Origin of the sequence: Terriglobus albidus (assembly GCF_008000815.1) — a bacterium.
Classification (GTDB): Bacteria; Acidobacteriota; Terriglobia; order Terriglobales; family Acidobacteriaceae; genus Terriglobus; species Terriglobus albidus_A.
Genome location: NZ_CP042806.1, coordinates 2,911,442 through 2,933,543, shown reverse-complemented (window position 1 = coordinate 2,933,543; position 22,102 = coordinate 2,911,442). Strand labels below are relative to the sequence as shown.

Genomic DNA, 22,102 nt, shown 5'->3' with positions numbered 1-22,102 from the left:
GAGTGCGGCCCATCTACATCAGATCACGTGATCTTGAGTCAGGAGACCCCATGTGTGGAATCGTTGGATATGTCGGTCCAAAACCTGTTGTCCCTGTCATTATGGAGGGCCTGCGCCGTCTTGAATATCGAGGATATGATTCGGCCGGCATCGCACTTGCCGATGGTTATGGCGACCTGTCTGTCTATCGTGCACCCGGTAAGCTTCGCAACCTGGAGGCTCTGGTTGCGGGTATGCCGCTGACTGGCAGCTACGGCCTGGGACACACACGATGGGCCACACACGGCCGCCCCACAGAAGGAAACGCACATCCTCACCGCGACTGCTCCGGCTCCCTCGTTGTTGTCCACAACGGAATCGTGGAGAACTACCTGACCCTCAAGCGGGATCTGCAGGATAAGGAACATATCTTCGTCACAGAGACTGATACGGAGATCATCGCTCATCTGATCGAACAGGAATTTCTGGACGCGGATGATGTTCCGGGCTCTTCGGCGCCTCTGCCCCTGGAAGAAGCAGTTCGCCGTGCGGTGCGAAAGTTGAAAGGCGCCTTTGCGATCGGTGTACTCTCTGCGCATGATCCTGGCAAGCTGGTTGCAGCCCGAAACGGCCCGCCGGCTGTAATCGGCTTTGGAAACGGCGAATACTTTCTCGCTTCCGATATACCGGGCATCCTTCACCATACGCGTAATATCGCCTTCCTCCAGGATGGCGATGTCGCCGTGCTGACGCCTGCCGGTGTACAGTTCAGCGACTTTGAGGGCAATGCTTTGTCGCGGCCACCGCAGTATGTTTCATGGGATGCGGCCCAGGCTGAGAAGGAAGGCTACCCTCACTTCATGCTCAAGGAGATCTACGAGCAGCCCCGCGCGGTCCGTGACACGATCAGAGGCCGCCTCTCAATGACCACTGGCCAGGTCAGCCTGCCCGATCTGAAGCTGTCAGAGGAAGAGCTTCTCAAAATACAGCGTGTTGTCATCGCGTCCTGCGGCACAAGCTGGCATGCAAGCCTGGTAGCGAAATTCATGATCGAACGTCTCGCTCGTCTTCCCGTTGAGGTCGACTACGCCAGCGAGTTTCGCTATCGCAAACCCATCTTAGGAAAGACTGACCTGGGAATACTTGTCAGCCAATCCGGCGAGACGGCAGATACACTCGCCGCTCAGGCAGAGATGATCGCACACGCAATGCCTACGCTCGCCGTTTGCAATGTTATTGGATCCGCCATTCCCCGCAGAGCCCTGGGATCAATCTCCACCAATGCCGGTCCGGAGATTGGTGTTGCCAGTACAAAAGCATTTACGGCACAACTGGCAGCTCTGTTTCTGTTTTCGGTGTACCTTGCACAGATCCGCAATACGCTCAGTAGCGAGGAATGCTACCGCCTCCTCTCGGCGCTTGGGGAGTTACCCAACCAGATTGATGCGGTTCTGCGCTCCGCCGCCCCCGTCTGCGAGCGCCTTGCAAAGGAGTTCTACGGTGCAGAGGATTCTCTTTTTCTTGGCCGTGGAATCCACTATCCCATTGCTTTGGAAGGCGCATTGAAGTTGAAAGAGATCAGTTATATCCACGCAGAGGGATATCCAGCCGGCGAGATGAAGCATGGACCCAACGCACTGATCGACGAAACCCTGCCCGTTGTTTGTGTTGCAACGAAGGATCCAAATGACCCCGAAAGTGTGCTCAAGTACGAAAAGACCCTCAGCAATATTCAGGAAGTGACGGCGCGTAATGGGCGCGTCATTGCCGTCGCATGTGAAAACGATCAGGAGATCTCACGGCTTGTCGAGCACGTCATCTTCATTCCATCGACAGTGGAAGCCTTGCTACCCATCCTCGAAGTTGTTCCGCTACAACTATTCGCCTATTACATCGCTGTAGAACGCGGATGTGATGTCGACCAACCACGCAACCTCGCAAAGAGCGTCACTGTGGAATAAACAGGAAATCCTAAAAAGACGGGACCTGCGTTCCGGCGTCCTGCATGTCTGGTTTCTATGGAAAATTCGAAGCGTAGTGCTGACCTCCCCCAAACTGAAGAGATATCCAGTGAGATGGTTGACCGGGCTCCCGATGCAATCCTGGAGATCAATCGATATGGCGACATTGTGACGGCAAACAGAACCACGGAAAGACTCTTCGGGTATCGCCGCGAAGACCTACTGGGGCACCCCATAGAACAGCTGATCGCTCCCGCACATCGCAGCAAACAGATAGTCGGCCTTTCAGTCTTTATGCGGTCAAAAAGGCGGTGCTCCGCACATTGCCTGGAGGTCAACGGCCAAAGAAAAGATGGATCAGAGTTTCCAATAGAGATCACACTCAACACCAACAAAGATGATGACGGAACCATGATCGCCGTGATGCGGGATATATCGGAACGGCGAATCGCCGAACAACAGCTGCGCACCATTCACGAAGGCTATCTCAGCAAAATGGTCGCGCGGCAGCAGGAGTCAGAACGTCTTAGCCGCTTGAAAAGCGAATTTATAGCTAACGTAAGCCACGCACTCAAAGCTCCTCTTCATACCATCCTCGGTCTTGCAGGTCTTCTCGGTGAGGGGATCCACGGTCCGCTTTCCCCCACACAGATACGTATGCTTGAGCACATTCAATATGATTCGGAACATCTGCTGGCAATCCTAAATGACGTTCTCGATTTGAGCAGGATCGAGGCCGGCGCAGTCTATCTTCACACCCGAGAAATCGATATTACGCATCTTCTGCAAGAGATCGTCGACTCGGTTCGCGATCGGGCTATTGCAAAGAGTGTTGCCCTGGAGTCGGAATGGGGATCGGACCTACGGGTCTCCGCGGACTCCACACGCGTACGCCAGATACTCCTGAAGCTCCTCAGCAATGCAATCAAGTTCACCCCGGACGGAGGAGCAGTATTGATTCGGGCTATCGAACAAGAAGAAGGGGTTCGGATCTCGGTACTCAACAACGGAGCAGGAAATCCGTCCAATGAACTGGACCGGATCTTCGAAAACTTTTATCAGGCAGAGATAACGACAGGAAGCGTCAAAGAAGGTACCAACCTCGATCTGGCCATCTGCCATCAATTGATCAAGATGCACGGCGGCGAGCTGTTCATTAAAAGCCATCCGGGCATAGGACGCGAATTCTCATTCACTCTACCTGCCTAGAGCATTCTTCCTGTTGCCGGGAGGAGCGTGCGGCGGCGTTTTCATTGCGGAAACACCCACAGATGCACGGCACTGCACCTACAGAAAATGCTCTAGGGCGGAACGAGGCCACCAGGAAAACCAGCCGATTGTGATTGGCGTCACCTTCCTTTGTGTCTGAATCGCGGATACTTACAGATAGCTCCAATCCGGAGAACCTCCCCCGTAGAAGGAGGGGCCGTCAATGCAGACACTTATTCCCATTCTGGTTACCGTTATTGGCGTTCTTTTCATCATTGTAGGAACAGGCGGCGCCCTGCTCACTCATCTAAGAAGGAAGAAAAAGAGGAGTGCTCACTCGACTCCCACAGTGACCTGAGCGAGGAGAGGCAATGAAGTTCAAAGACCGTACCGATGCCGGCATGCAGCTGGTGCAGCTTCTCGAAAAGTTCGCAAATCGGCCGGATACCGTTGTTCTCGGAATTCCACGCGGGGGCGTTCCCGTCGCATCTCATATAGCCCATGTATTACATCTCCCTCTCGATATCTTTCTTGCCCGTAAGCTCGGAGTCCCAGGTCACGAAGAGTATGCATTTGGCGCCGTTTCAGTAGGTGAGGGATGCCATTTTGACCATTCCGTGATGCGTAGTGCAGGAATCACCTCCGAAAAGGTGGAGGAGATCACTCGCGCGGCCAGGACTGCACTAGACGAACGTGCCAAACTCTATCGGCACGCAAGACCCGCTTTCCCTTTACAGGGAAAGACCGTCATCCTCGTCGATGACGGCATTGCAACCGGGTCAAGCATCCTGGCGGCGGTGCGGTCGCTTCGTTCCATGAACATTGCGCATCTGATAGTCGCGGTTCCGGTCGCCCCGCAATCTACCCGTGCATGGCTTTCCCGCGAGGTCGATGAGCTGTTTGTTGTAAGTGAACCTACTGACTTTTATGCGGTGGGCCAGTTCTATGAGGATTTTGGACAGACCACCGATCAGGAAGTAGTCACACTTCTGGATCAAAATCCGATGCGCATGGCTTCGTGAAATGCGGAAGGTGGAGGCTTGCCCGTCGGTCCCTGGAACGGTGACCCGTATCACATCCACCCGGCGCATCTCAGGACGAATATGAATACCACGAAAGAAAGATCGTCATGGCTGGAACGTTAAGAACGTAGCAAGCCTGATGCGCCTCAGGCCATTGCACAGATTCGCAATTGTTCTTTAGAGATCATTGGGCCTGACATGCGGGAGGGACTAACTGATATGAACATCACAGTAAAGGATGCAATGAGTAAGTCTGTCGTGGCATGCGTTTCAACGGAATCGTGCCAACGCGCGGCCGAACTTATGCGAAGGCACCATGTGGGCGCTATTCCGGTTGTCAGCGATAAAAACAGCCGGCATCTCATCGGGATTGTCACCGACCGCGATCTCGCCATGAAACTGGTTGCAATGGGACGAAATGCAGCTGTCCCTGTTTTCAATGTAATGACGATGAACCCCATTACTTGCCGGGCTAACGATCCCCTCGACGTCTGCGAAGAAAAAATGCGTCTGCATCGCGTTCGCCGGGTCCCTGTCGTCGACGAACTCGGGTCCTGCATCGGCATAGTGTCTCAAGCGGATGTTGCCTTGCACGATGACGCGCAGCACCTGCAATCGACCGTTTCAACCATCTCAAGACCTGATCCCCTTTTGGCTGCCTGACCACGAAAACGAGGGCGTAACCGTAGCTCCATGCGCCCTTGCTCTCGTTCAGCCTGCATGGAGCTTGTCCAATCCGCCCCTCCTGATGTGACCTCAATCACTGCAGTATCCCCCTCGACTGGGGTAGTGTGACGTCGCGTTCTCCGGAGGGTCCAGCAATGACCATCTCAGGATCTCAAAAACCGTCCGGTAATCATCTGACAGCTTCGCCAATCTCCTTCGAGAGAATCCTCGTTGGAACCGATTTTTCTGAGCCAGCGCAGCTGGCATTCGATATCGCATTGGAGTTCGCGGAACAGTTCGGATCTCATCTCTCCATTGCCCATGCCATCTCGCTGATGCTGCCCAGCATGGCCTCGGCCGGCATTGTTCCGGAGGCAGTCGACGCCCTTGTCCAGTCAGCGAAAGAGGAGCTCGACAAGGTTATTCGGTTACATCGGACAAACGTCGCGTCGATCGAAAAAGTCGTTGCATTCGGTGGTGCGGAAGAGGTGCTTCTGGGAACTGTCCGAGAGAAAAAGATCGACCTTCTTGTACTTGGCACCCATGCCTCGCTGGGAATAGCTCGTATCGCACTCGGATCGGTGGCCGAAAGTGTCATGAGGCATGTTCCTTGCCCTGTGCTCATAGCGGGACCCAGGTGTCAGCGAACATCCAATTTATTTCGTTCAATCCTCTTTGCGACCGACCTGACTACAACCGGCACACGCGCCGCCAGATACGCAGCAGCGCTGGCCGAGCAGTTCCAATCGCTGCTCACCATGTTTCATGCCATGGAGAAGAAGGAGTCCGTAGCAGGAGGCCGCCGCGAAGAATGTGAGAACGCAAGCAGGCTGCAACTCGAGTTTCTCCTGCCGGAAGCCGCAGACCTGTGGTGCCGCCCTCACATGGAGCTCGCGTATGGCGACCCTGCGGAAGAGATATTGGCGATGGAAAACAATTGCGATGCGACCCTTATTGTTACGGGGACCGGCCACCACCGGGCCCTGGCAGACCACTCTCCGCATAGCACGCTCAGTAAGGTCTTACATGTGGCGAAATGCCCAGTCCTCGCGGTGCCCGATATTTCCGCGCGCGGATAGGTTTTCTGGCCCTGCGCGAAGGCTTGCCTGCGTCAAATTACGTCAAGTATTCCATTCGCTAATAATCCGTAAGTTATACATTGAGACGAACTCATAGAGATAGAAGTCATTAGACACCGGAATGCAGGCATAGTTTCGTTGACTAAGCCCAGATTACCTTTTTGCGGAAGTTTCCCGCCGGGAAGGGGTTTTTCCAGAGTGTATTACATGCCCCTAACAAGGGGAGTCGCGCCGAATTACTGTTCAGACTGATCGATGCCCAATGAAAACACCATAAAAATGTCTTTTATAGGTAGGTACGTGTTATGATTTCTTTCGCGTTACAAGGGAACCTGAAAGATCACTTCGACCTCCGCGGAGAAGGCCCGTGAGAAGTGTTTATATTTTCGGTGACTACATTTTCGAGACCTCTCCCGATACCCTATCCCGCGGAGTGCAGATTATCCCTGCGCCCTCTAAGCAACTCAGCCTGCTCCGTGTCCTGCTCCAGGGGGAAGGTAATGCGGTAAAGAAAGAAACCCTGCTGCGCGAAGCATGGCCTGGCTCCGACGACGTGGAAGACCATACCCTTGTCCAAACGATCTATCTTCTCAGGCTAACGTTGGGTAAGATGCCCGACGGAAGAGAATATGTTGAAACGGTCCCCCGCTATGGCTACCGGATCGCCGCAAGCATTTCCCAGCAGGGCCTGGCTTCTCCGGAAAGTAACCCGTGGAAGCGCCCCTCGCGAGGGTCGGGATTCGTCCATTCTCTAGGCCAGATCTGGCGGAGATTCAGTTCCTCCTCCCGGGCAGCGTTGTAATCGGTTTCGGCCATCTTCCGCAGCCTTTCTACGCCGGATACCGGATATAGACGGAGCTCCTCCGAAAGCCTATGTTGCGTTCGCGGAAATGCCAATAAGGTTTTCAAAATCGACGTCTCTACCGGAATCGCTACCCCCTTCGCCGGAAGAAGCGGAGCCTCGGCATCGCCTTCGGCGTATCGGCTTTAGAGCATTTTCCTGTGGTGCCTCTGGCATGACCGGATCGGTGAGATCCGGCCATCGCTTTTTGTCTTCAGGCCATCAACGATCCAAATTTTGAGGCTACGTCATGACCCGTTCCATCGTACTGTCGGCTTGTTTGCTCGTTTGTTCTCTCCCCGGTATCAATGGGCAAGCGCCTGGCTCTACAAGTGCTGAACCCAAGCCGTTGACGTTCGCAGATGGAACACCCGTCAAGAGTCCTGCAGATTTCTCCAGGCGCAGAGAAGAACTCCTGAATTTGTTTGCCCAGAATGTCTACGGTCAAATCTCGACAGCCACCATACCGATGCGTATTGCAGAGGTGACTACCGAAACAGCGTTTGAGGGACTTGCTATTCGCAGACAACTTGTCATCGAAGTTGGCTCTACGGTCCGCCGCACCTGGCATCTGTTGCTTTATCTTCCAGTGCGATCATCTGGCCCCGTTCCCGTCATTGTCGGTTTGAATTTCGAAGGGAACCAGACAGTCAGCAGAGACAAAGGAGTGCGATTGACTCCGATCTGGACTCCAGTGCAGACGGATGGCCCTCCACTTGCGAAGGAACTTTCGCCTCACCGCCTCGCCTCCCCAGGCGAGGCTACCCGTGGCTCGGCCGCAGATCAGTGGCAGTTAGAACAGATTCTTCATCATGGGTATGGTCTTGCCACCATGTATGCCGGCGATGTCGAGCCCGATTTTATCGGGGGAATTGCTTATGGCGCCCGTTCCCTGCTATTTGGAAATGGTCAGCGGCTCCCCAATCGCAATTCACCCGGCGCAATCGCAGTTTGGGCTTGGTCTATGAGCAGGATCATTGACATCCTTTCAGAAGATCCATCCATCGATCGCAGCCGCTTTGTCGCATTCGGTTTTTCACGATTCGGTAAGACGGCCCTCTGGGCAGTAGCACAAGATCAACGGTTTGCTGCGGTTCTGTCGAACGAGAGCGGTCAGGCAGGAGCGACGTTGTCTCGCCGAAAAGTTGGAGAATCGACGGATCACCTTATGCTCGCATTTCCATACTGGTTCTGCCCGAACTATCAGCGGTATCTCGGGCACATCGAAGAGCTTCCCGTTGATGGGCATTTACTGTTATCCCTGATTTCTCCACGTTTACTCTACGTCGGGAGCGCCATCGACGACCCGTTCTCTGATCCCAAGGGAGAATTTCTTTCAGTTTTGGCTGTGAGCCCAGTCTACGAGTTATTGGGAAGAAAAGGTCTGCCTCCACAAGATATGCCGCCGACGGGAACAACAATCGGAATGTATGACGTTCGTTACCACGTTAGGGATGGAGGCCACGACGTTACAGCATTTGATTGGAGTCACTATCTCCAATTCCTTGATGAGCGCTTGAAGGCCAGTGCACATGGTACGAAACCATAGCTTAGAGTGTTTTCCCTGTTGCTGGATATCCCGGAGGGGCACCCGGCGGCGTTTTCATTGCCGCTCCGTCCGATCGTCCTTCTCTTTACCCCTGGAGAAGAATACGAGCGTCGGCTATGATGAAAGGCGTCCGCATGGGCACCTTCCGCCAATTCGCCATCGTCCTTCTCTTGCTGACGAGCTATCTCGCTCCGGCGATGGCCTGCATGGTTTCCGACGTGCAGATGGACGCCGAGGAGCGTGCCTGCTGCCGGGCAATGCACCACCAGTGCGAGCAGATGGGGATGCCGGCATCACACAGCTGCTGCCAGGAAGCTCCTCAAAGCACCCGCAATGATGCACTTGCGGTAAATGCAGCTACCTATCACCCGGCCTTTGTCGCCACGGTCTGGCTGACTGCGGCGGAGTTGTTCCGCCCAACGCTGGCTGCCGCCGGCTGGGTGGAGCATCCTAGCTCTTCTCCCCTTCAATCTCCGCCAGGTTCAATCTCCGTTCTCCGAATCTAGTCCGCTCCACTCGCTCTGCGTTCACGGGCCTGTGCGCATTCGTGTCTGCGCAGGCCGGTGATGTTCTGAACCGCAATCGAGATCGGAGTCACTATGAACGTGGTCTTCTTGACCGCCACGCTCGTACTCGCCGTTACCTTTCCTGGCAGCGCACAGGAAACAGCCGCGAGTACACGCACCCCTTTGTCGCAGCTTTTAGCCGAAGCTGCGGCGAACAACCCACAAATTTCATCGGCGGAGCATACTGCAAAAGCCGCACGACAGATGGCGCCACAGATTACAGCGCTCCCTGATCCCAAACTCACCTATCAACAACTCAGCGTCGGCAGCCCGAAGCCCTTTGCCGGGTACACGAACAGCGACTTTGCCTACATCGGAATTGGGGCTTCACAGGAGCTTCCCTATCCCGGGAAGTTGAGGCTGCGCGGGCAGGTAGCGGAGCGTGACGCAGACACGAAGCAGGCCGAGATCGATATCACCAAAGTCGGGATTGCCGATGGCGTGAAATCTGACTATCTCCAACTTGCCTACCTGCAACAGACGCTCGGCATCCTGCAGCAAAACAAGGTTGTCCTTGATCTGCTTATTCAGGACGCGACTGCACACTATCAGGTCGGCCAGGGGATGCAACAGGATGTGCTGGAAGCACAGTTGAACCGAACCAGGATCCTGCGCGAGATCACCATGCACCATCAACAGATGGGCCAGATCCAGGCCCATCTGAAGGGTCTGCTCAACCGCGACCAGCAATCACCCGATGTCATCACCGACGATCTGACAGAAACCCCATTGAAGACCACCGCTGGCGAGTTGTCGTCTCTGGTGAAGAAGAGCAACCCGCAAATTCGGGCTGATGCGAATGCAATTCAAAAGCAGGATGCGCAGGTTGCATCCGCGAAACGCGAAGGCAAGCCTGACTTTGAAGTCGGCTATATGTATCAGAACACCGACCGCAGATATCGCGACTACTACGAATTCAATCTGAATGTCCGCTTTCCCCGCAAGAAGCGGGTGGACGCGGAGATTGCCGAAGCGCAGGAACAACTCACCGTATCGCAGAAGACCTTTGACGCGCATCTTGCACAGCAGCTCTCACGAGTTCAACAGGCGTATGTGCAGGTAACAAAGGACGAGGAGTTGTTGAGGGAGTACCGCGAGGGGCTGGTTCCACAGTCTGATGCGGTATATCGAGCCGTGCTCAGCGCATTCGCCTCGAACAAAGATCAGTTCACGCATGTGTTGCTGTACTTTACCGACCTTCTCACGCTGAAGCTTGAATACGCGCAGACTCTTCTGGATCACGAGACCGCGCTGGCCCACCTCGAATCATTAACCGGAGCGACACTGCGATGAACAAATATGTCTTGAGGACCTCACTCGTCTGGATGTCTTTTCTGGCAGTAGCAGCGGGCATATGGGCCTACCGTTCCCATCAGAATCAACCGTCGCCAATGGCTAAAACACCCATGGCGGACGATATGCAGGTCGCTGCCGGACCCGATACCGATCCCTCGAAGGTTGCCACGCCCATGCCTGAGTCGAAAGATGCCACTCTGGTTCCGGTGCAGCTTACACCCGAACGGATGCAGAGCATCGGCGTAAAGCTCGGTACTGCCGAATACAAACAGCTCAGTGATGATATTCGTGCAACCGGTACCGTGGAGATTGATGAGCGACTGCTCTCTTACGTGCAGGTACGGTTTCCCGGTTACATCCGCAAGGTCTTTGCCAACGCAACCTATCAGTATGTGCGCAAGGGCGATCCCCTATTCACGGTGTACAGCCCCGATCTGGTGGCGACCCAACAGGAGTACCTGCTTGCACAGCAGAACCAGAAGCTCCTGCAATCGAGCCATATCGATGGTGTGGCGGCAGGTGCGGCAACACTGTCCGGCGCAGCCGAACAGAGACTCGAACAATGGGATGTGCCGCAGAGCGAGCTCGCCAAACTGAAAGAGACAGGTAAGCCGGTTACCGAGCTGACGTTCTACTCGCCGGTTTCGGGATACATCACTGAGCGCAACGCGTTGCCCAATCTCTACGTGGAGCCATCGACGAGGTTATATACCATGGCCGACCTCTCCCGCGTCTGGGTCAACGCGCAGATCTTTCAGAATGATATCGGCCGGCTGAAACCCGGCGATGCCGTTGCCATCACGGTGGATTCGTACCCGGGACGTACCTTTGGAGGGAGTATCGAGGAAATTCTGCCGCAGGTAGATATGGCGACACGCACCGTTCGGGTGCGCCTGGCAATAGCCAACCCTGGACTGAAACTCAAGCCAGGTATGTTCGTCAACGCGGAGATCAAAAGCAGTCTGGGCCGTCAGCTTGTTGTGCCCGCTTCCTCCGTTTTCCAATCGGGAACGCGGGAGCTTGTGTTTCTCAATCATGGCAATGGAAGCCTTGAGCCGAAGGAGATCATGGTCGGTCCGCGCGTCGGCGATGACTTTGTCGTCCTCAAAGGGCTGACGCCGCATCAGTCGATCGTCACCTCGGCGAACTTCCTTATCGATTCCGAGAGTCAGTTGCAGGCGGCGGCGGGTTCGTTTGTGCCTCCTGTTCCCGGTTCTGGTGGCGCTGCCGCCTCTGGAAGCCAGTCTCAGGCATCTCAAGCGACCATCGACTTCACCTCCGATCCCAGTCCGGCGCAGAAAGGCAACAACGTCTTCCGGGTGAAGCTCACGGACAACAAAGGGGCGTCGGTGACCGGCGCAACCATATCGGTGACGTTCTACATGGCTGCGATGCCGGCAATGGGGATGTCTGCTATGAATACCAACGCCACATTGACGGATAGAGGCAATGGACTCTATGAGGGGAGCGGTGCGCTCGGCTCCGGCGGCAGCTGGCAGGTGACGATCACAGCGCAGAAGAGCGGCCATCCGATCGCGACGAAGCAAGTGCGCATGAACGTGACAGGAGGCATGTAATGCTGTCGAAGATTATCGAGATCTGCGCACGGAATCGCTTCCTTGTCTTTACCGCGGTTCTGATGCTTACGCTTGCCGGCATCTGGTCGCTGCAGCACATTCCTCTCGATGCACTGCCGGATATATCCGATGTCCAAGTCATCGTCCACACAAACTGGATGGGGCAACCACCGGATGTCATTGAAGACCAGGTGACCTATCCCATCGTCACTAGCCTGCTTGCCGCCCCGCACGTCAAGGCCGTCCGCGCGCAGACCATGTTCGGCGACTCTTATGTGTACGTGGTTTTTGAGGATGGAACGGATCTCTACTGGGCGCGTTCGCGCGTCATTGAATACCTTCAGCAGATCAGCGGACGACTTCCGGAGAACGTGCATCCTGCAATCGGCCCCGACGCTACAGGGGCGGGCTGGGTCTACGAGTACGCCATCGTGGACAAGAGCGGTAAACATAGTCTTGCCGATTTGCGCAGCCTGCAGGATTGGCGCTTACGTTACGCGTTGGAGACGGTCCCTGGAGTTGCGGAAGTAGCAACCATTGGCGGTTACGTCCGGCAGTATCAGATCCAGCTCGATCCGAATAAGCTACTTGCCTACGGAATTCCCCTTTCTACTGTCATCGAGAAAGTGAAGATGAGCACCAATGAAGTTGGCGGGCGTGTGCTCGATCTCAGCGGAGCCGAGTACATGATCCGTGGACTTGGCTATCTGCGCTCACTGGAAGACCTTGCAAGCGTCGCTGTCAGCAGCAGAAACGGAACTCCAGTCCTGTTGCGGGATCTTGGGACGGTAAGCTTTGGGCCGGATATCCGCGAGGGGGTTGCGGAGTGGAATGGAGACGGAGAAACAGTAGGTGGAATCATCGTCATGCGTCAGGGCATGAACGCTCTTAATGTCATCAATGGAGTCAAAGCGAAGCTGCGTGAGATCGCGCCGTCTCTTCCACCTGGCGTTCAGATCACGACAGGTTATGACCGGTCTGCCCTGATAGACGCTTCCATCAAGACCCTGCAGCGCGACCTGCTGGAAGAGGCAATCATCGTCAGCGTTGTCGTCCTCGTCTTTCTCTTCCACTTCCGCTCCGCGCTTATCGCCATCCTCGCTCTGCCGATCGCTGTTCTGGCCGCCTTCATTCCGATGTACTGGCTTGGGGTGACTTCGAACATCATGTCGCTGGGTGGTATTGCTCTGGCGATTGGTGTGCTTGTCGACGCGTCCATTGTGATGGTCGAGAATGGCTACCGCCATCTTTCGGAACGTCAGGCAAATACAGTGGAACCGGTCACCGAACCTGAGCGAAAGACGATCCTCATCAATGCAGCCAAACAGGTAGGGCCGGCATTGTTCTTTTCGTTGTTGATTATCGTCGTCTCGTTTATGCCGGTTTTCCTGCTCGAAGCGCAGGAGGGACGCATGTTTCGCCCCCTTGCCTGGACGAAGACATTGGCTGTCGGCGGTTCATCCATCCTTGCCATCACGCTGGTGCCGGTGCTGATGGTCATGCTGATGCGCGGGAAGCTCCAGCCAGAGGACGCCAATCCCATCTCGCGTTTCACCAGGGCGATCTATCTTCCTATCATTCGATGGTGCCTGCGTCATCGCTGGCTGACGATCGCCATAAACCTGATCTTTCTGGCCGTGACCTTCCCATTGGCGACGAAAATGGGAAGCCAGTTCATGCCGCCTCTCTATGAGGGCTCAACGTTGTACATGCCGACCGCCCTGCCAGGTATTTCCATCGAGCAAGCCAAAATTTTGTTGCAGCGGCAGGATAAAATTCTCCGCAGCTTTCCTGAGGTGGCAAGCGTCTTCGGCGCTGTAGGCCGGTCCGACAGCGCGACTGACAACGCGCCTCTCGATATGTACGATACGACGCTTATGCTCAAGCCTCGTGAGCAATGGCCGGCCGATATGACCTACGAAAAGCTCATTCAGGAGATGGACGAGAAGCTTCAGTTTCCTGGCCTCTCTAATACCTGGACAATGCCGGTCGAGAATCGTCTGGACATGGAACTGACCGGCATCAAGACCCCTTTGGGCCTCAAGGTTCAGGGAAAAGATGTGAACGGCATTCAGCAGGCCGCATCGCAGATACAGAATGTGCTCTCCGGCCTTCCGGAGATGCGCTCGATCTTTGCGGAAAAAGTAGCACAGGGTTTCTACGTCAACATTGATGTCAACAGAACTGAGGCTGCACGATATGGTCTGTCGGTTGCCGATGTACAAATCGCCGTGCAGTCGGGTATCGGTGGCCAGAATATTGCGGAAAATATCGAGGGCCGGGAGCGTTATCCCATCAATGTTCGTTATCAGCGCGATTTTCGTGACAGCGTTGAGCAGATGAACAAGGTGCTGATCGGTACACCTTCCGGAGCGCAGATTCCACTTGGACAGGTAGCGCGTATCTCTTTCAGTCGCGGTCCCGCCATGATTCGCGATGAAGATGGCGCTCTCACCGGCTATATCTACATCGATCTGAAAAACACTGATTACGGCGGATTTGTGGATAAGGCCAGCAAGCTTCTGCATGAGAAGCTAACCTTGCCTGCGGGTTATTCCTTCCAGTGGTCTGGAGAATATGAACTGGAACTGCGCGCAAAGCAGCGTCTGCGGCTCATCCTGCCAGTAGTATTCGTCGTCATCTTCCTGCTGTTGTATCTGGTCTTCCACTCGGTCGCGGAGGCCCTGGTCCTGATCTTTCCGACGATCTATGCCATGAGTGGAGGCTTGCTATTGCAGTGGCTGCTTCACTACAACTTCAGTGTCGCTGTCGCCGTGGGCTACATTGCATTGTTCGGTATTGCCGTGGAAACAGGCGTGGTGATGGTAGTTTACCTCCACGAAACGCTCGATCATAAGCTGCAGACCAAAAAGCAACTCACGAATGCTGATATCGAAGAAGCTGCAATCGATGGCGCAGTTCATCGCCTACGGCCAAAACTGATGACCGTCTCTGCCGTGCTGGCCAGTCTGGCTCCAATTCTTTGGGAGTCTGGCATTGGCTCAGATGTTATGAAACCGATTGCCGCGCCGATCGTTGGCGGCATGATCACGTCGACCATCCACGTCCTGATTCTTGTACCGGTTTTCTTCGTCATGATGAAGGAGCGCGCTCTAAAGCGAGGGATGCTCTATTCCAGCCATGATGGTTCCACCTCAACCCGCAACGATGTTGCCATTCAACCCACATCCAATAAAGGAGAAATGCAATGAAACTCAAAGTCGTCATGGCCATGGGCACACTCGTTCTCGCAGCCGTTGCCACTTTCGCGCAATCTGCCCAATCCTTCACCGGAACTGTTACGGATTCCATGTGCGGTACAAAGCACATGATGAAAGACAAGCCTGCGGAATGCACGCGTGCATGCGCGAAGCAGGGGTCAGATTATGCGCTTGTGGTTGGAACTAAGGTTTATATCCTGAAGGGAGATAAAAGCCAGATCGACAAGTTCGCAGGACAAAAGGCGATGGTCATGGGTAAGGTGTCGGGAACGACCATCCAGGTGGATTCCATCATCGCGCCAGGAGCAATGTAATCCCGTTGCTTTGTGCTGCTCATTCGAGCAGTGGAAATAACAAGGAGTGGAAGGTTGGAAAGCCCGTATTTGGGCTTTCCAACCTTCCACTCCTTTTGCAATCCCTCGACCAGCTACTCTAGTGAGTGCGATACTCTGCCAACTTGATCTGCGGTATATCCAGCAGGAGCCGCAGGTTCCTACCGGAGGCGTACTCCATAAAGGTCAAGGAATCTCCCTGACAGACTTGTCCCTGAAAAAGAAGTGCCTGGCTCGCGACCGGATCGGGTTTCGTTCCGTCTGGCGCCATATGCAGGCTGACCGTTGAGAGGGTTCTGGGACCCTCCTGATCGCACGATCCGGTATGGGTCCTTGCCTCGATCCTGGTGGGAGTATTCATCCAGTATGCATAGCGGCAATACACTCTGCCTCGAATCAGCTCACACACTCCATTGGCAGGCCCAGGAAATCGGTCTGCAGCCACCATCGTTCCCGACCTCGCCGGCTGTAGCTCTTCGACAGCTATCTCAAGATGTACCGTCGTACTTTCGCTCGCGAAACGGTCGAAGACATTCTCGCGCATCAGGAAACTAATGGTCTGATCGTCGAGCGTCGCGGACTGCCACGGAGATTCATAGCTCCCATGGTCAGTTCTGAGATCCACCAAGATACTCGCGCCGTGAAGCCGGTGGTTTGCTGGAACTCCTTCTATGTGAACCGGGAGCTTTACCTCGATATAACCGTGGGGAAGCTGGGGCGACTCGCGGCGCTCGTCATGGGAAAGAGGACCAGGCAGAAACGTCAGGTGCAGCGGCCCCGCCGTCGCTACCGGATAGTAATGACGTATCAACGCTCGTACCGGTGCGCCAAATTGGCCCTTGTCATATCCGAGGACCAGCAGGAGAAACAGCGCTAGTGTGGTTGCACTTGCAAGACGAGCATGGGGCGTGCGCCGCCTGGAATACTGGTAGATCAGAATCGCCAGTAGTGCACTGCCAAAGATTGCGCTGAATAGCTCAAAGACATAGGGAGGCGACGTGCGCATCGCCGAAGCGGACAGAATCCACATCAACACACCCACCCACACAATCAGGGTTCCGGCCAGAAACGTGAAGGCCATAGCCAGGCTTTCCGTCACCGCGGCGATCACGACAAATGGGAGCCAGACGATCAGAGCAAACATCCACAGCGTGAGCCCCATACCAGCCTTTGCCGCAAGCAGGTTGAGTCCTGCGGCATGCAGCATGGCCCACTGCATCAGCACAAAGGGTGTAATAAGGCATAACAGAACGAACAGGAGCTTTGCACCCAACAGCGATCTCCAGGTATAAGGCCGTGTCACCCAAAACTGCTCGTCACCCGCTAACCGGTCTCCATGCACGACGCGTGTAATGAGTACTAACCAGCAGACAGCAAGCAGGAAGACCAGCAAATCGGCGAACATGCCAAGCGAGCTACCCGCCTGTTCTCTGCCCAGCCATGTCTGCGGCGTGACCACCGTCATAACCGTTAGCAGAAGAATGTAGACGCTTAGCTCCGGCCACAGGTGACGCAAATCTTTCCACAGCAATGAGATCGCCTGTTTCATACGCGGCTCCTGTCGTTTGCACGGCTCTCCTGATTCAATGCCAGGAAGATGGATCGGAGACTCATCGGCTCTGACTGCACATCCACAACATCCGGCATCAGCGCGCGGATAGCCCCTTCATGATCGTCGACATTCACCTTCATATCGACGAATCGCAACATGGCGCCTGATGCCTCCGCTGCAATACAACCCTCGGCGAGCGTCGGAATAGATCGCTCCGCCGTCACTTGTCCGAACCTAACCGTCACTTCGCGGCATCGAGTCAGCAGCTTTTCAATCGGCTCCGCAAACAACAACTCACCTTCATGCAGGAACGCCACGTGGGTCGCAAAACTCTCCATCTCATCCAGGTCATGCGACGAGATCACGATCGTCGTAGCATCACCTGAGTTCTCGACATGTGCCCGACCGAGCAGAGCCTTCACTAATTCCGTGCGAATGGCAGTATCAAGCCCGGTAAATGGTTCATCCAGCATCAACAGCTCCGGCTTGAACGCCAGCACGCTTGCCAGAGCGGCCTTCATCCGCATTCCCCTGGAGAGGTGTTTGATCCGGCGATCCAACGGAAGCTGTAACTCGTCGAGCAGATCTCTGTCGTTCCAGACCGGATACATCGGCCGTAAGTGGTCCATCAAAGCGCCGACCGTCATCCATTCCGGCATCTCCTGTTTCTCAGAGACATATCCGATCCGTTGTAACGCTGCGCCGCGGAGTGAGGTCGACGGTATGCCCAACACGGTGGCTTCGCCGGTAGTTGGCTCCCACATGTTGAGCAGCAGTTTGATCAGTGTGCTTTTGCCTGCACCATTGGCGCCAATCACCGCAAGGATTGCTCCACGCGGAACCGTGAGGTCGAGCGGCGCAAGCAGCGTGTTCTTTCCAATGCGCTTACTCAACTGGCGGGCTTCAATTGCCGGCGCAACGATCGTCATCGATGGGCCTCTTCATGCTGTGACAAGCGCTGCCAGTGTTTCTCAATCGCTGCGGTGACCTCATCTACATCGATCGACAGCCGTTTGGCTTCTACCACTAACTCTTCAATCTGCCGATTTAACAGCTCCGTCCGCTCACTTGAGCTGGAGTGCGGAAGCTTTGCCACCACGGTGCCAATGCCAGGATGAGATTCCAGCAGACCGTCGCTTAGCAGCTGTGCAATCACTTTGTGGGCCGTGTTTGGATTGATCTTCAGCTCACGAGAGAGCGTGCGCACGGAAGGAAAAGGATCGCCCACACGCATCTGACCCGCGACAATCGCACGGGTAGCGGCATACACTGCCTGCTCATAGATGGGAACGCCGGGTTTTGGGGTAAGCCGAAACGGAATCATGACGTGTACTAGTACGCATAGTACACATAATTTGATCTCGAGCAAATAAATTTTGAAAGGCATCGATAACAGGCTTAATCGTCGCTTTTGTGTAGGTTGACCGGCGTCAATGGCCCGGAGATAATTATTTTCTTCTCTGCATCAATAGATCTTGGGCAGGAACCGCTCGAGACGAAATCGAGAGGTTTTACGATGTCGAGTTTCCTCCGTAACCTGCTTTACTCGCTCCGCGGCTTTGCGAAAAATCCAGGCCTGACGCTCACAATCCTGCTGACCCTCGCTCTCGGCATTGGCGCGAACACGGCGATATTCACCATTGACTATGCGACGCTGCTGGCTCCTCTTCCTTATCGAGAACCCGATCAATTGGTCGTCGTCTGGTCTAAGATTCAAGGTTTCCACAACGGAATCTCCGCAGGAGACTTTACCGATTGGAGGCGGGAAAATTCCACGCTTCGGGACCTCCACGCCTTTACTGGAAGCTCCTTCAATATCGCGAGCAAAGAACAGCCTGAAAACATTGATGGGAGACAGGTGACGACTGGGTATTACACCATGTTCGGACGACCTTTCTTTCTTGGGCGAGACTTCCTGCCGGAAGAAGGCGTCGATGGCAAAAACCACGTAGTGATTCTTACTCACAAGCTTTGGATGCATCTTGGTGAGAATCGCAAGATTATTGGTCAGTCCATGCGGATTGATGGACAGCCATATACCGTCGTGGGCGTTCTGTCGCCGGGCCTCGATGACCGCGGCAATGACCAGCTCGCGGTGCCCCTCGTCTTCAAGCCGGAACAACTCAATCATGACTTCCATTGGCTCCTCTCGATAGGCCGCCTGAAACCGGGAGTGACCGTACAGCAAGCCCAAAAGGACATGGATTCGGTTGCCCTCCACATTGCCCAGGACAATCCGAAGAGCAATAAAGGCTGGGGAGTCTTTGTCGAACCTCTCAAGAATGACTTCCTTCCAAGTGAACGCAAGCAGACGCTCTGGCTCCTGCTCGGAGCTGTCGCCTTCATCCTCCTGATTGCCTGCGTGAATGTCGCCAACCTGCTGTTGGCGCGTGGTCTTGCGCGACAGAAAGAACTAGCCGTGCGAGCGGCGCTCGGCGCCAGCCGCCGAACCATCTTTGAGCAGCTCATTACCGAGAGCCTGCTTCTGGCGACAACCGGCGGCCTGCTCGGTGTGGGAGTTGGTTATGCGTTGCTTCGCGGTCTCATTGCGATCATGCCTGAAGGGACCCTACCGAAAGAGGCCGACCTCACGCTTAATCTCCCGGTCCTTCTATTTACGCTTATCGCTACAACTCTGGCCGGATTCCTCTTTGGAAGCGCTCCCGCCTGGTATGCCTCACGCGTCGATCCCGGCGAAACACTCAAAGAAGGCAACCGCACGGGAGTCGGCAGCGGCAGACATCGTTTGAGACAGAGTCTTGTCATCGGAGAATTTGCATTGGCGCTCGCCTTGTTGGCTGGAGCAGGTCTCGCCATCCATAGCTTTCTCAATCTTCTGCGCGTCGACCTCGGTCTTCGCACCGATCATGTTCTGACATTTTTCCTTCCCGTTCCTGACTCCCGCCCCAAAGACCCCGAGAAGATCGTGGCGTATTACAGGCAAATCCTTGACCGGGTCAGTGCAGTCCCTGGGGTTACTTCGACCTCCGCCATGACTGGCCTCCCTCTCTTCGGCGCGGGATTCGGAATGCCATTCACCATCGTTGGACAGCCGGCATTCAACGATCCCTCCATGCGGCCGAATACAGGCTTTGGGATGGTGACACCCGATTTCTTCAAAACCTTCGGTATCCAAATCGTGAAAGGTCGGGGCTTCACGGATCAGGACACGGCTGCGAGCGTAAAGGTGGCAGTCGTCAATGAGGAGTTCGTAAAGAAGTACTTCAAAGGCAGTGATCCGCTAAGGCAACGCGTCTCAGTCGAACAGCTGATCCCCGGCGTCACCAAGCTTGGACCAGCTGTCGAATGGCAGATCGTCGGCGTCTATCACACCGTCCGCAGCGGCGGCTTTCGCCAGGACAGGCCAGAGATGGAGATTCCCTTCTGGCAAATCCCTTGGTCGACCGCGGGTATTGGTGTTCGAACGATCAATGATCCCGGAACCATGACCAAGAGCATCGCTGCAGCTATTCATTCTGTCGACCCGGAAATCGCCCTGGCGCAGCCTCGGTCGATGGAAGAGGTCCGGGATCTGGTTCTCTCAAACGATCGATTTACCCTCATTCTTTTCGTCTGCTTCGCGGTGGTAGCTCTTGTGCTTGCCGCAATCGGAGTCTATGGAGTCATGTCATTCTCCGTGGCACAACGCACGCATGAAGTTGCTCTTCGAATGGCCCTTGGAGCGGATCGAAGCCGGGTCGTGACCCTGATTGTCCGCGAAGGCCTTATTCTCGCCGGGATCGGACTGTCATTAGGCCTCATCGGAGCCTACTTCGTTGGTAGGGGCATGCAGAAGACGCTGTATGGAATTGGCCACATGGACATCTCAGCATTTGCATCCGTCTCGCTCGTTCTGCTCTTTGCGGCCTTGATTGCATGCCTCATCCCAGCGTGGCGCGCAGCCTCAGTTGAGCCGATGCAGGCACTTCGTTCCGAGTGAGTGATGCAACGCCCGGTCTCAAGGCTCCGTTGCACTTTGAGACGGTGCGAGAATCACCGACCAGGATTGTGGCTCCGGGAATCGTCGCCCTGCTTCCGGGGCACTCCTCCGATAGCATTCTCCTGTAGGTGTAGTGCAGGGCTTGTGGATCTATGGGCGTTTTCCGTAATGAAAACGCCGCTGCACGCGCCCCCCGGGATACCCAGCAACAGGGAAAATGCTCTAGACGAGGATCATCTCAGCGGTGGCGATCAATTCCGGTTCCAGGAAGCCAAAACTGTTAGCTTCCGCTACTTTCAGGCCGAGAGGCTCCAACATCTTCTATGGCGTCGTTATCGAGGTCGACGAACTCTTGGGCACCGAAGTCGAGGGCCGACTGACGAGCGCTAGCACGCACTTCAAATTTTTCTTTGCAAGGCTCTATTGGATTGGGTGATGAAGCCGAAACAATGCATTAAGAAGTTTCACCATAAACTCTTTGGGAAGAGAAATAATGACAGACTTGCTTTACGTCAAGCGCCGCGATGATGGGGACTCTGATGGCGGTGAGCCGCCAACCAAGCCTGGAACGCCAGTTCCGCCAAACCCCGGGATCAAATAAAAAGAACACCCTCCTTCCGGAGGGTGTTCTCGTATCACGAAGAGTTCAAGACATCCCTGTCTGCGAGAATGAATTCTTCCAAGGTATGAGGGGCCGCTCGTGGATTGCTGCGCTACACCGACAAACTTCTGCTCCGAAACATCGATCAAACCGGGTTCTGTACCAATCTGTCAGAATGTCGTACTGCATCAAAGCAGCCTTTGAACAATCCCCTTGTGGAGGCCGATTACGGAATGGCGGTAAGGACGTATGTTTCGCCAGCCGTGGTGTCGAAACTGATATCAGCGTTGTCCACACGCTTAAACATGACACTCTTACCGCTCGAAGTGCGAACCGTAGCACCCGCAATTGCCGGATAGCGCAGCTTGAGTGGACCACCAGCCCGAGAAAGAATTTCTAAACGATCCGCGTGTCCATTTGACCAGTTTGCGGAGACCTCAAAGGCGCCGCGAGCTAGCAAGCCGCGATAGCTGCCCTTCGGCCACGCCTTCGGAAGAGCGGCGAGAGGAGCGACGACTTCCTCGTGGCTTTGCAGTAGCATCTCGCCGACTCCGACAGTCACACCAAAATTGCCGTCGGCCTGAAAGACGCCCAGCTGGCCGAGGAGACGATGACGATTAGCACGAGAAGGTGATATCTCTCCTCTCACTTTCAAGTGAGTGAGATGGACTGCCGCGCTCGCCACTTGCTGCTTCGCGACGTTGCTACTAT

At 55.0% G+C, this 22,102-nt stretch carries 17 protein-coding genes; 13 read left to right on the top strand and 4 right to left on the bottom strand.

Annotated features, from left to right (window positions below):
* The first annotated feature begins 50 nt into the window (after window positions 1–50).
* The 12 genes from glmS (at window position 51) to FTW19_RS11630 (ending at window position 15,280) form a co-directional block, all read left to right on the top strand.
* Window positions 51–1,940 (top strand): glutamine--fructose-6-phosphate transaminase (isomerizing), encoded by a 1,890-nt coding sequence (glmS, locus tag FTW19_RS11685; RefSeq protein WP_147647790.1) that lies wholly within the window; start codon window positions 51–53, stop codon window positions 1,938–1,940.
* 57 nt (window positions 1,941–1,997) lie between these two features.
* Window positions 1,998–3,149, top strand: coding sequence for a PAS domain-containing sensor histidine kinase (locus FTW19_RS11680; protein WP_147647789.1), 1,152 nt, complete (start codon window positions 1,998–2,000; stop codon window positions 3,147–3,149).
* Window positions 3,150–3,520: 371 nt separating this feature from the next.
* Window positions 3,521–4,171 carry a phosphoribosyltransferase gene (locus FTW19_RS11675; protein ID WP_147647788.1) on the top strand — a complete coding sequence of 217 codons (651 nt, stop codon included), beginning with the start codon at window positions 3,521–3,523 and terminating at the stop codon, window positions 4,169–4,171.
* 219 nt (window positions 4,172–4,390) lie between these two features.
* On the top strand, window positions 4,391–4,834 hold the full coding sequence (locus tag FTW19_RS11670) for a CBS domain-containing protein (protein WP_187143430.1): 444 nt from the start codon (window positions 4,391–4,393) through the stop codon (window positions 4,832–4,834).
* 158 nt (window positions 4,835–4,992) lie between these two features.
* Window positions 4,993–5,916 carry a universal stress protein gene (locus FTW19_RS11665; protein ID WP_147647786.1) on the top strand — a complete coding sequence of 308 codons (924 nt, stop codon included), beginning with the start codon at window positions 4,993–4,995 and terminating at the stop codon, window positions 5,914–5,916.
* Window positions 5,917–6,283: 367 nt separating this feature from the next.
* Window positions 6,284–6,718, top strand: coding sequence for a winged helix-turn-helix domain-containing protein (locus tag FTW19_RS26445; RefSeq protein WP_147647785.1), 435 nt, complete (start codon window positions 6,284–6,286; stop codon window positions 6,716–6,718).
* A gap of 289 nt (window positions 6,719–7,007) precedes the next feature.
* The gene (locus FTW19_RS11655; RefSeq protein WP_147647784.1) at window positions 7,008–8,306 is read left to right on the top strand and encodes an acetylxylan esterase; all 1,299 of its coding nucleotides are present in this window, start codon (window positions 7,008–7,010) and stop codon (window positions 8,304–8,306) included.
* Between the two features lie 116 nt (window positions 8,307–8,422).
* Window positions 8,423–8,812, top strand: a complete 390-nt coding sequence (locus tag FTW19_RS11650) for a hypothetical protein (RefSeq protein ID WP_147647783.1) — start codon at window positions 8,423–8,425, stop codon at window positions 8,810–8,812.
* Between the two features lie 93 nt (window positions 8,813–8,905).
* Entirely contained in the window at window positions 8,906–10,165 is a 1,260-nt protein-coding gene (locus tag FTW19_RS11645) for a TolC family protein (protein ID WP_147647782.1), read from the top strand.
* 98 nt (window positions 10,166–10,263) lie between these two features.
* Window positions 10,264–11,745, top strand: a complete 1,482-nt coding sequence (locus FTW19_RS11640) for an efflux RND transporter periplasmic adaptor subunit (protein WP_246153693.1) — start codon at window positions 10,264–10,266, stop codon at window positions 11,743–11,745.
* A complete protein-coding gene (locus FTW19_RS11635; protein ID WP_147647780.1) occupies window positions 11,745–14,957 on the top strand; it encodes an efflux RND transporter permease subunit in 3,213 nt (1,070 codons plus the stop codon). The genes FTW19_RS11640 and FTW19_RS11635 overlap by 1 nt, the downstream gene beginning before the upstream one ends.
* Window positions 14,954–15,280, top strand: a complete 327-nt coding sequence (locus FTW19_RS11630) for a hypothetical protein (RefSeq protein WP_147647779.1) — start codon at window positions 14,954–14,956, stop codon at window positions 15,278–15,280. The genes FTW19_RS11635 and FTW19_RS11630 overlap by 4 nt, the downstream gene beginning before the upstream one ends.
* A gap of 118 nt (window positions 15,281–15,398) precedes the next feature.
* Here the strand turns inward: FTW19_RS11630 and FTW19_RS11625 are convergent, their stop codons facing one another.
* From FTW19_RS11625 to FTW19_RS11615, 3 genes are read right to left on the bottom strand one after another with little or no spacing between them, the layout of a single operon-like run.
* Window positions 15,399–16,847 carry a hypothetical protein gene (locus FTW19_RS11625; protein WP_147647778.1) on the bottom strand — a complete coding sequence of 483 codons (1,449 nt, stop codon included), beginning with the start codon at window positions 16,845–16,847 and terminating at the stop codon, window positions 15,399–15,401.
* Window positions 16,844–17,779, bottom strand: coding sequence for an ABC transporter ATP-binding protein (locus FTW19_RS11620; protein ID WP_147647777.1), 936 nt, complete (start codon window positions 17,777–17,779; stop codon window positions 16,844–16,846). The genes FTW19_RS11625 and FTW19_RS11620 overlap by 4 nt, the downstream gene beginning before the upstream one ends.
* Complete coding sequence (locus tag FTW19_RS11615; protein ID WP_147647776.1) at window positions 17,776–18,174, bottom strand: GntR family transcriptional regulator; 399 nt, start codon at window positions 18,172–18,174, stop codon at window positions 17,776–17,778. Before FTW19_RS11615 ends, FTW19_RS11620 begins: the two co-directional genes overlap by 4 nt.
* A 192-nt stretch (window positions 18,175–18,366) precedes the next feature.
* Between FTW19_RS11615 and FTW19_RS11610 the strand changes: the two genes are divergently transcribed.
* Window positions 18,367–20,790, top strand: coding sequence for an ABC transporter permease (locus FTW19_RS11610; RefSeq protein ID WP_147647775.1), 2,424 nt, complete (start codon window positions 18,367–18,369; stop codon window positions 20,788–20,790).
* An 827-nt stretch (window positions 20,791–21,617) separates the two neighbouring features.
* Here the strand turns inward: FTW19_RS11610 and FTW19_RS11605 are convergent.
* Complete coding sequence (locus tag FTW19_RS11605) at window positions 21,618–21,932, bottom strand: glycoside hydrolase family 95-like protein (protein WP_147647774.1); 315 nt, start codon at window positions 21,930–21,932, stop codon at window positions 21,618–21,620.
* Window positions 21,933–22,102: the final 170 nt, after the last annotated feature.

Coding starts and splice junctions, on each gene's coding strand:
- FTW19_RS11605 (WP_147647774.1), bottom strand. CDS start 21,932: ATGCTACTGCAAAGCCACGAGGAAGTCGTCGCTCCTCTCGCCGCTCTT.
- FTW19_RS11640 (WP_246153693.1), top strand. CDS start 10,264: ATGGCTAAAACACCCATGGCGGACGATATGCAGGTCGCTGCCGGACCC.
- FTW19_RS11645 (WP_147647782.1), top strand. CDS start 8,906: ATGAACGTGGTCTTCTTGACCGCCACGCTCGTACTCGCCGTTACCTTT.
- FTW19_RS11675 (WP_147647788.1), top strand. CDS start 3,521: ATGAAGTTCAAAGACCGTACCGATGCCGGCATGCAGCTGGTGCAGCTT.
- FTW19_RS11620 (WP_147647777.1), bottom strand. CDS start 17,779: ATGACGATCGTTGCGCCGGCAATTGAAGCCCGCCAGTTGAGTAAGCGC.
- FTW19_RS11650 (WP_147647783.1), top strand. CDS start 8,423: ATGATGAAAGGCGTCCGCATGGGCACCTTCCGCCAATTCGCCATCGTC.
- glmS (WP_147647790.1), top strand. CDS start 51: ATGTGTGGAATCGTTGGATATGTCGGTCCAAAACCTGTTGTCCCTGTC.
- FTW19_RS11610 (WP_147647775.1), top strand. CDS start 18,367: ATGTCGAGTTTCCTCCGTAACCTGCTTTACTCGCTCCGCGGCTTTGCG.
- FTW19_RS11655 (WP_147647784.1), top strand. CDS start 7,008: ATGACCCGTTCCATCGTACTGTCGGCTTGTTTGCTCGTTTGTTCTCTC.
- FTW19_RS11615 (WP_147647776.1), bottom strand. CDS start 18,174: ATGATTCCGTTTCGGCTTACCCCAAAACCCGGCGTTCCCATCTATGAG.
- FTW19_RS11670 (WP_187143430.1), top strand. CDS start 4,391: ATGAACATCACAGTAAAGGATGCAATGAGTAAGTCTGTCGTGGCATGC.
- FTW19_RS11635 (WP_147647780.1), top strand. CDS start 11,745: ATGCTGTCGAAGATTATCGAGATCTGCGCACGGAATCGCTTCCTTGTC.
- FTW19_RS11665 (WP_147647786.1), top strand. CDS start 4,993: ATGACCATCTCAGGATCTCAAAAACCGTCCGGTAATCATCTGACAGCT.
- FTW19_RS11630 (WP_147647779.1), top strand. CDS start 14,954: ATGAAACTCAAAGTCGTCATGGCCATGGGCACACTCGTTCTCGCAGCC.
- FTW19_RS11680 (WP_147647789.1), top strand. CDS start 1,998: ATGGAAAATTCGAAGCGTAGTGCTGACCTCCCCCAAACTGAAGAGATA.
- FTW19_RS11625 (WP_147647778.1), bottom strand. CDS start 16,847: ATGAAACAGGCGATCTCATTGCTGTGGAAAGATTTGCGTCACCTGTGG.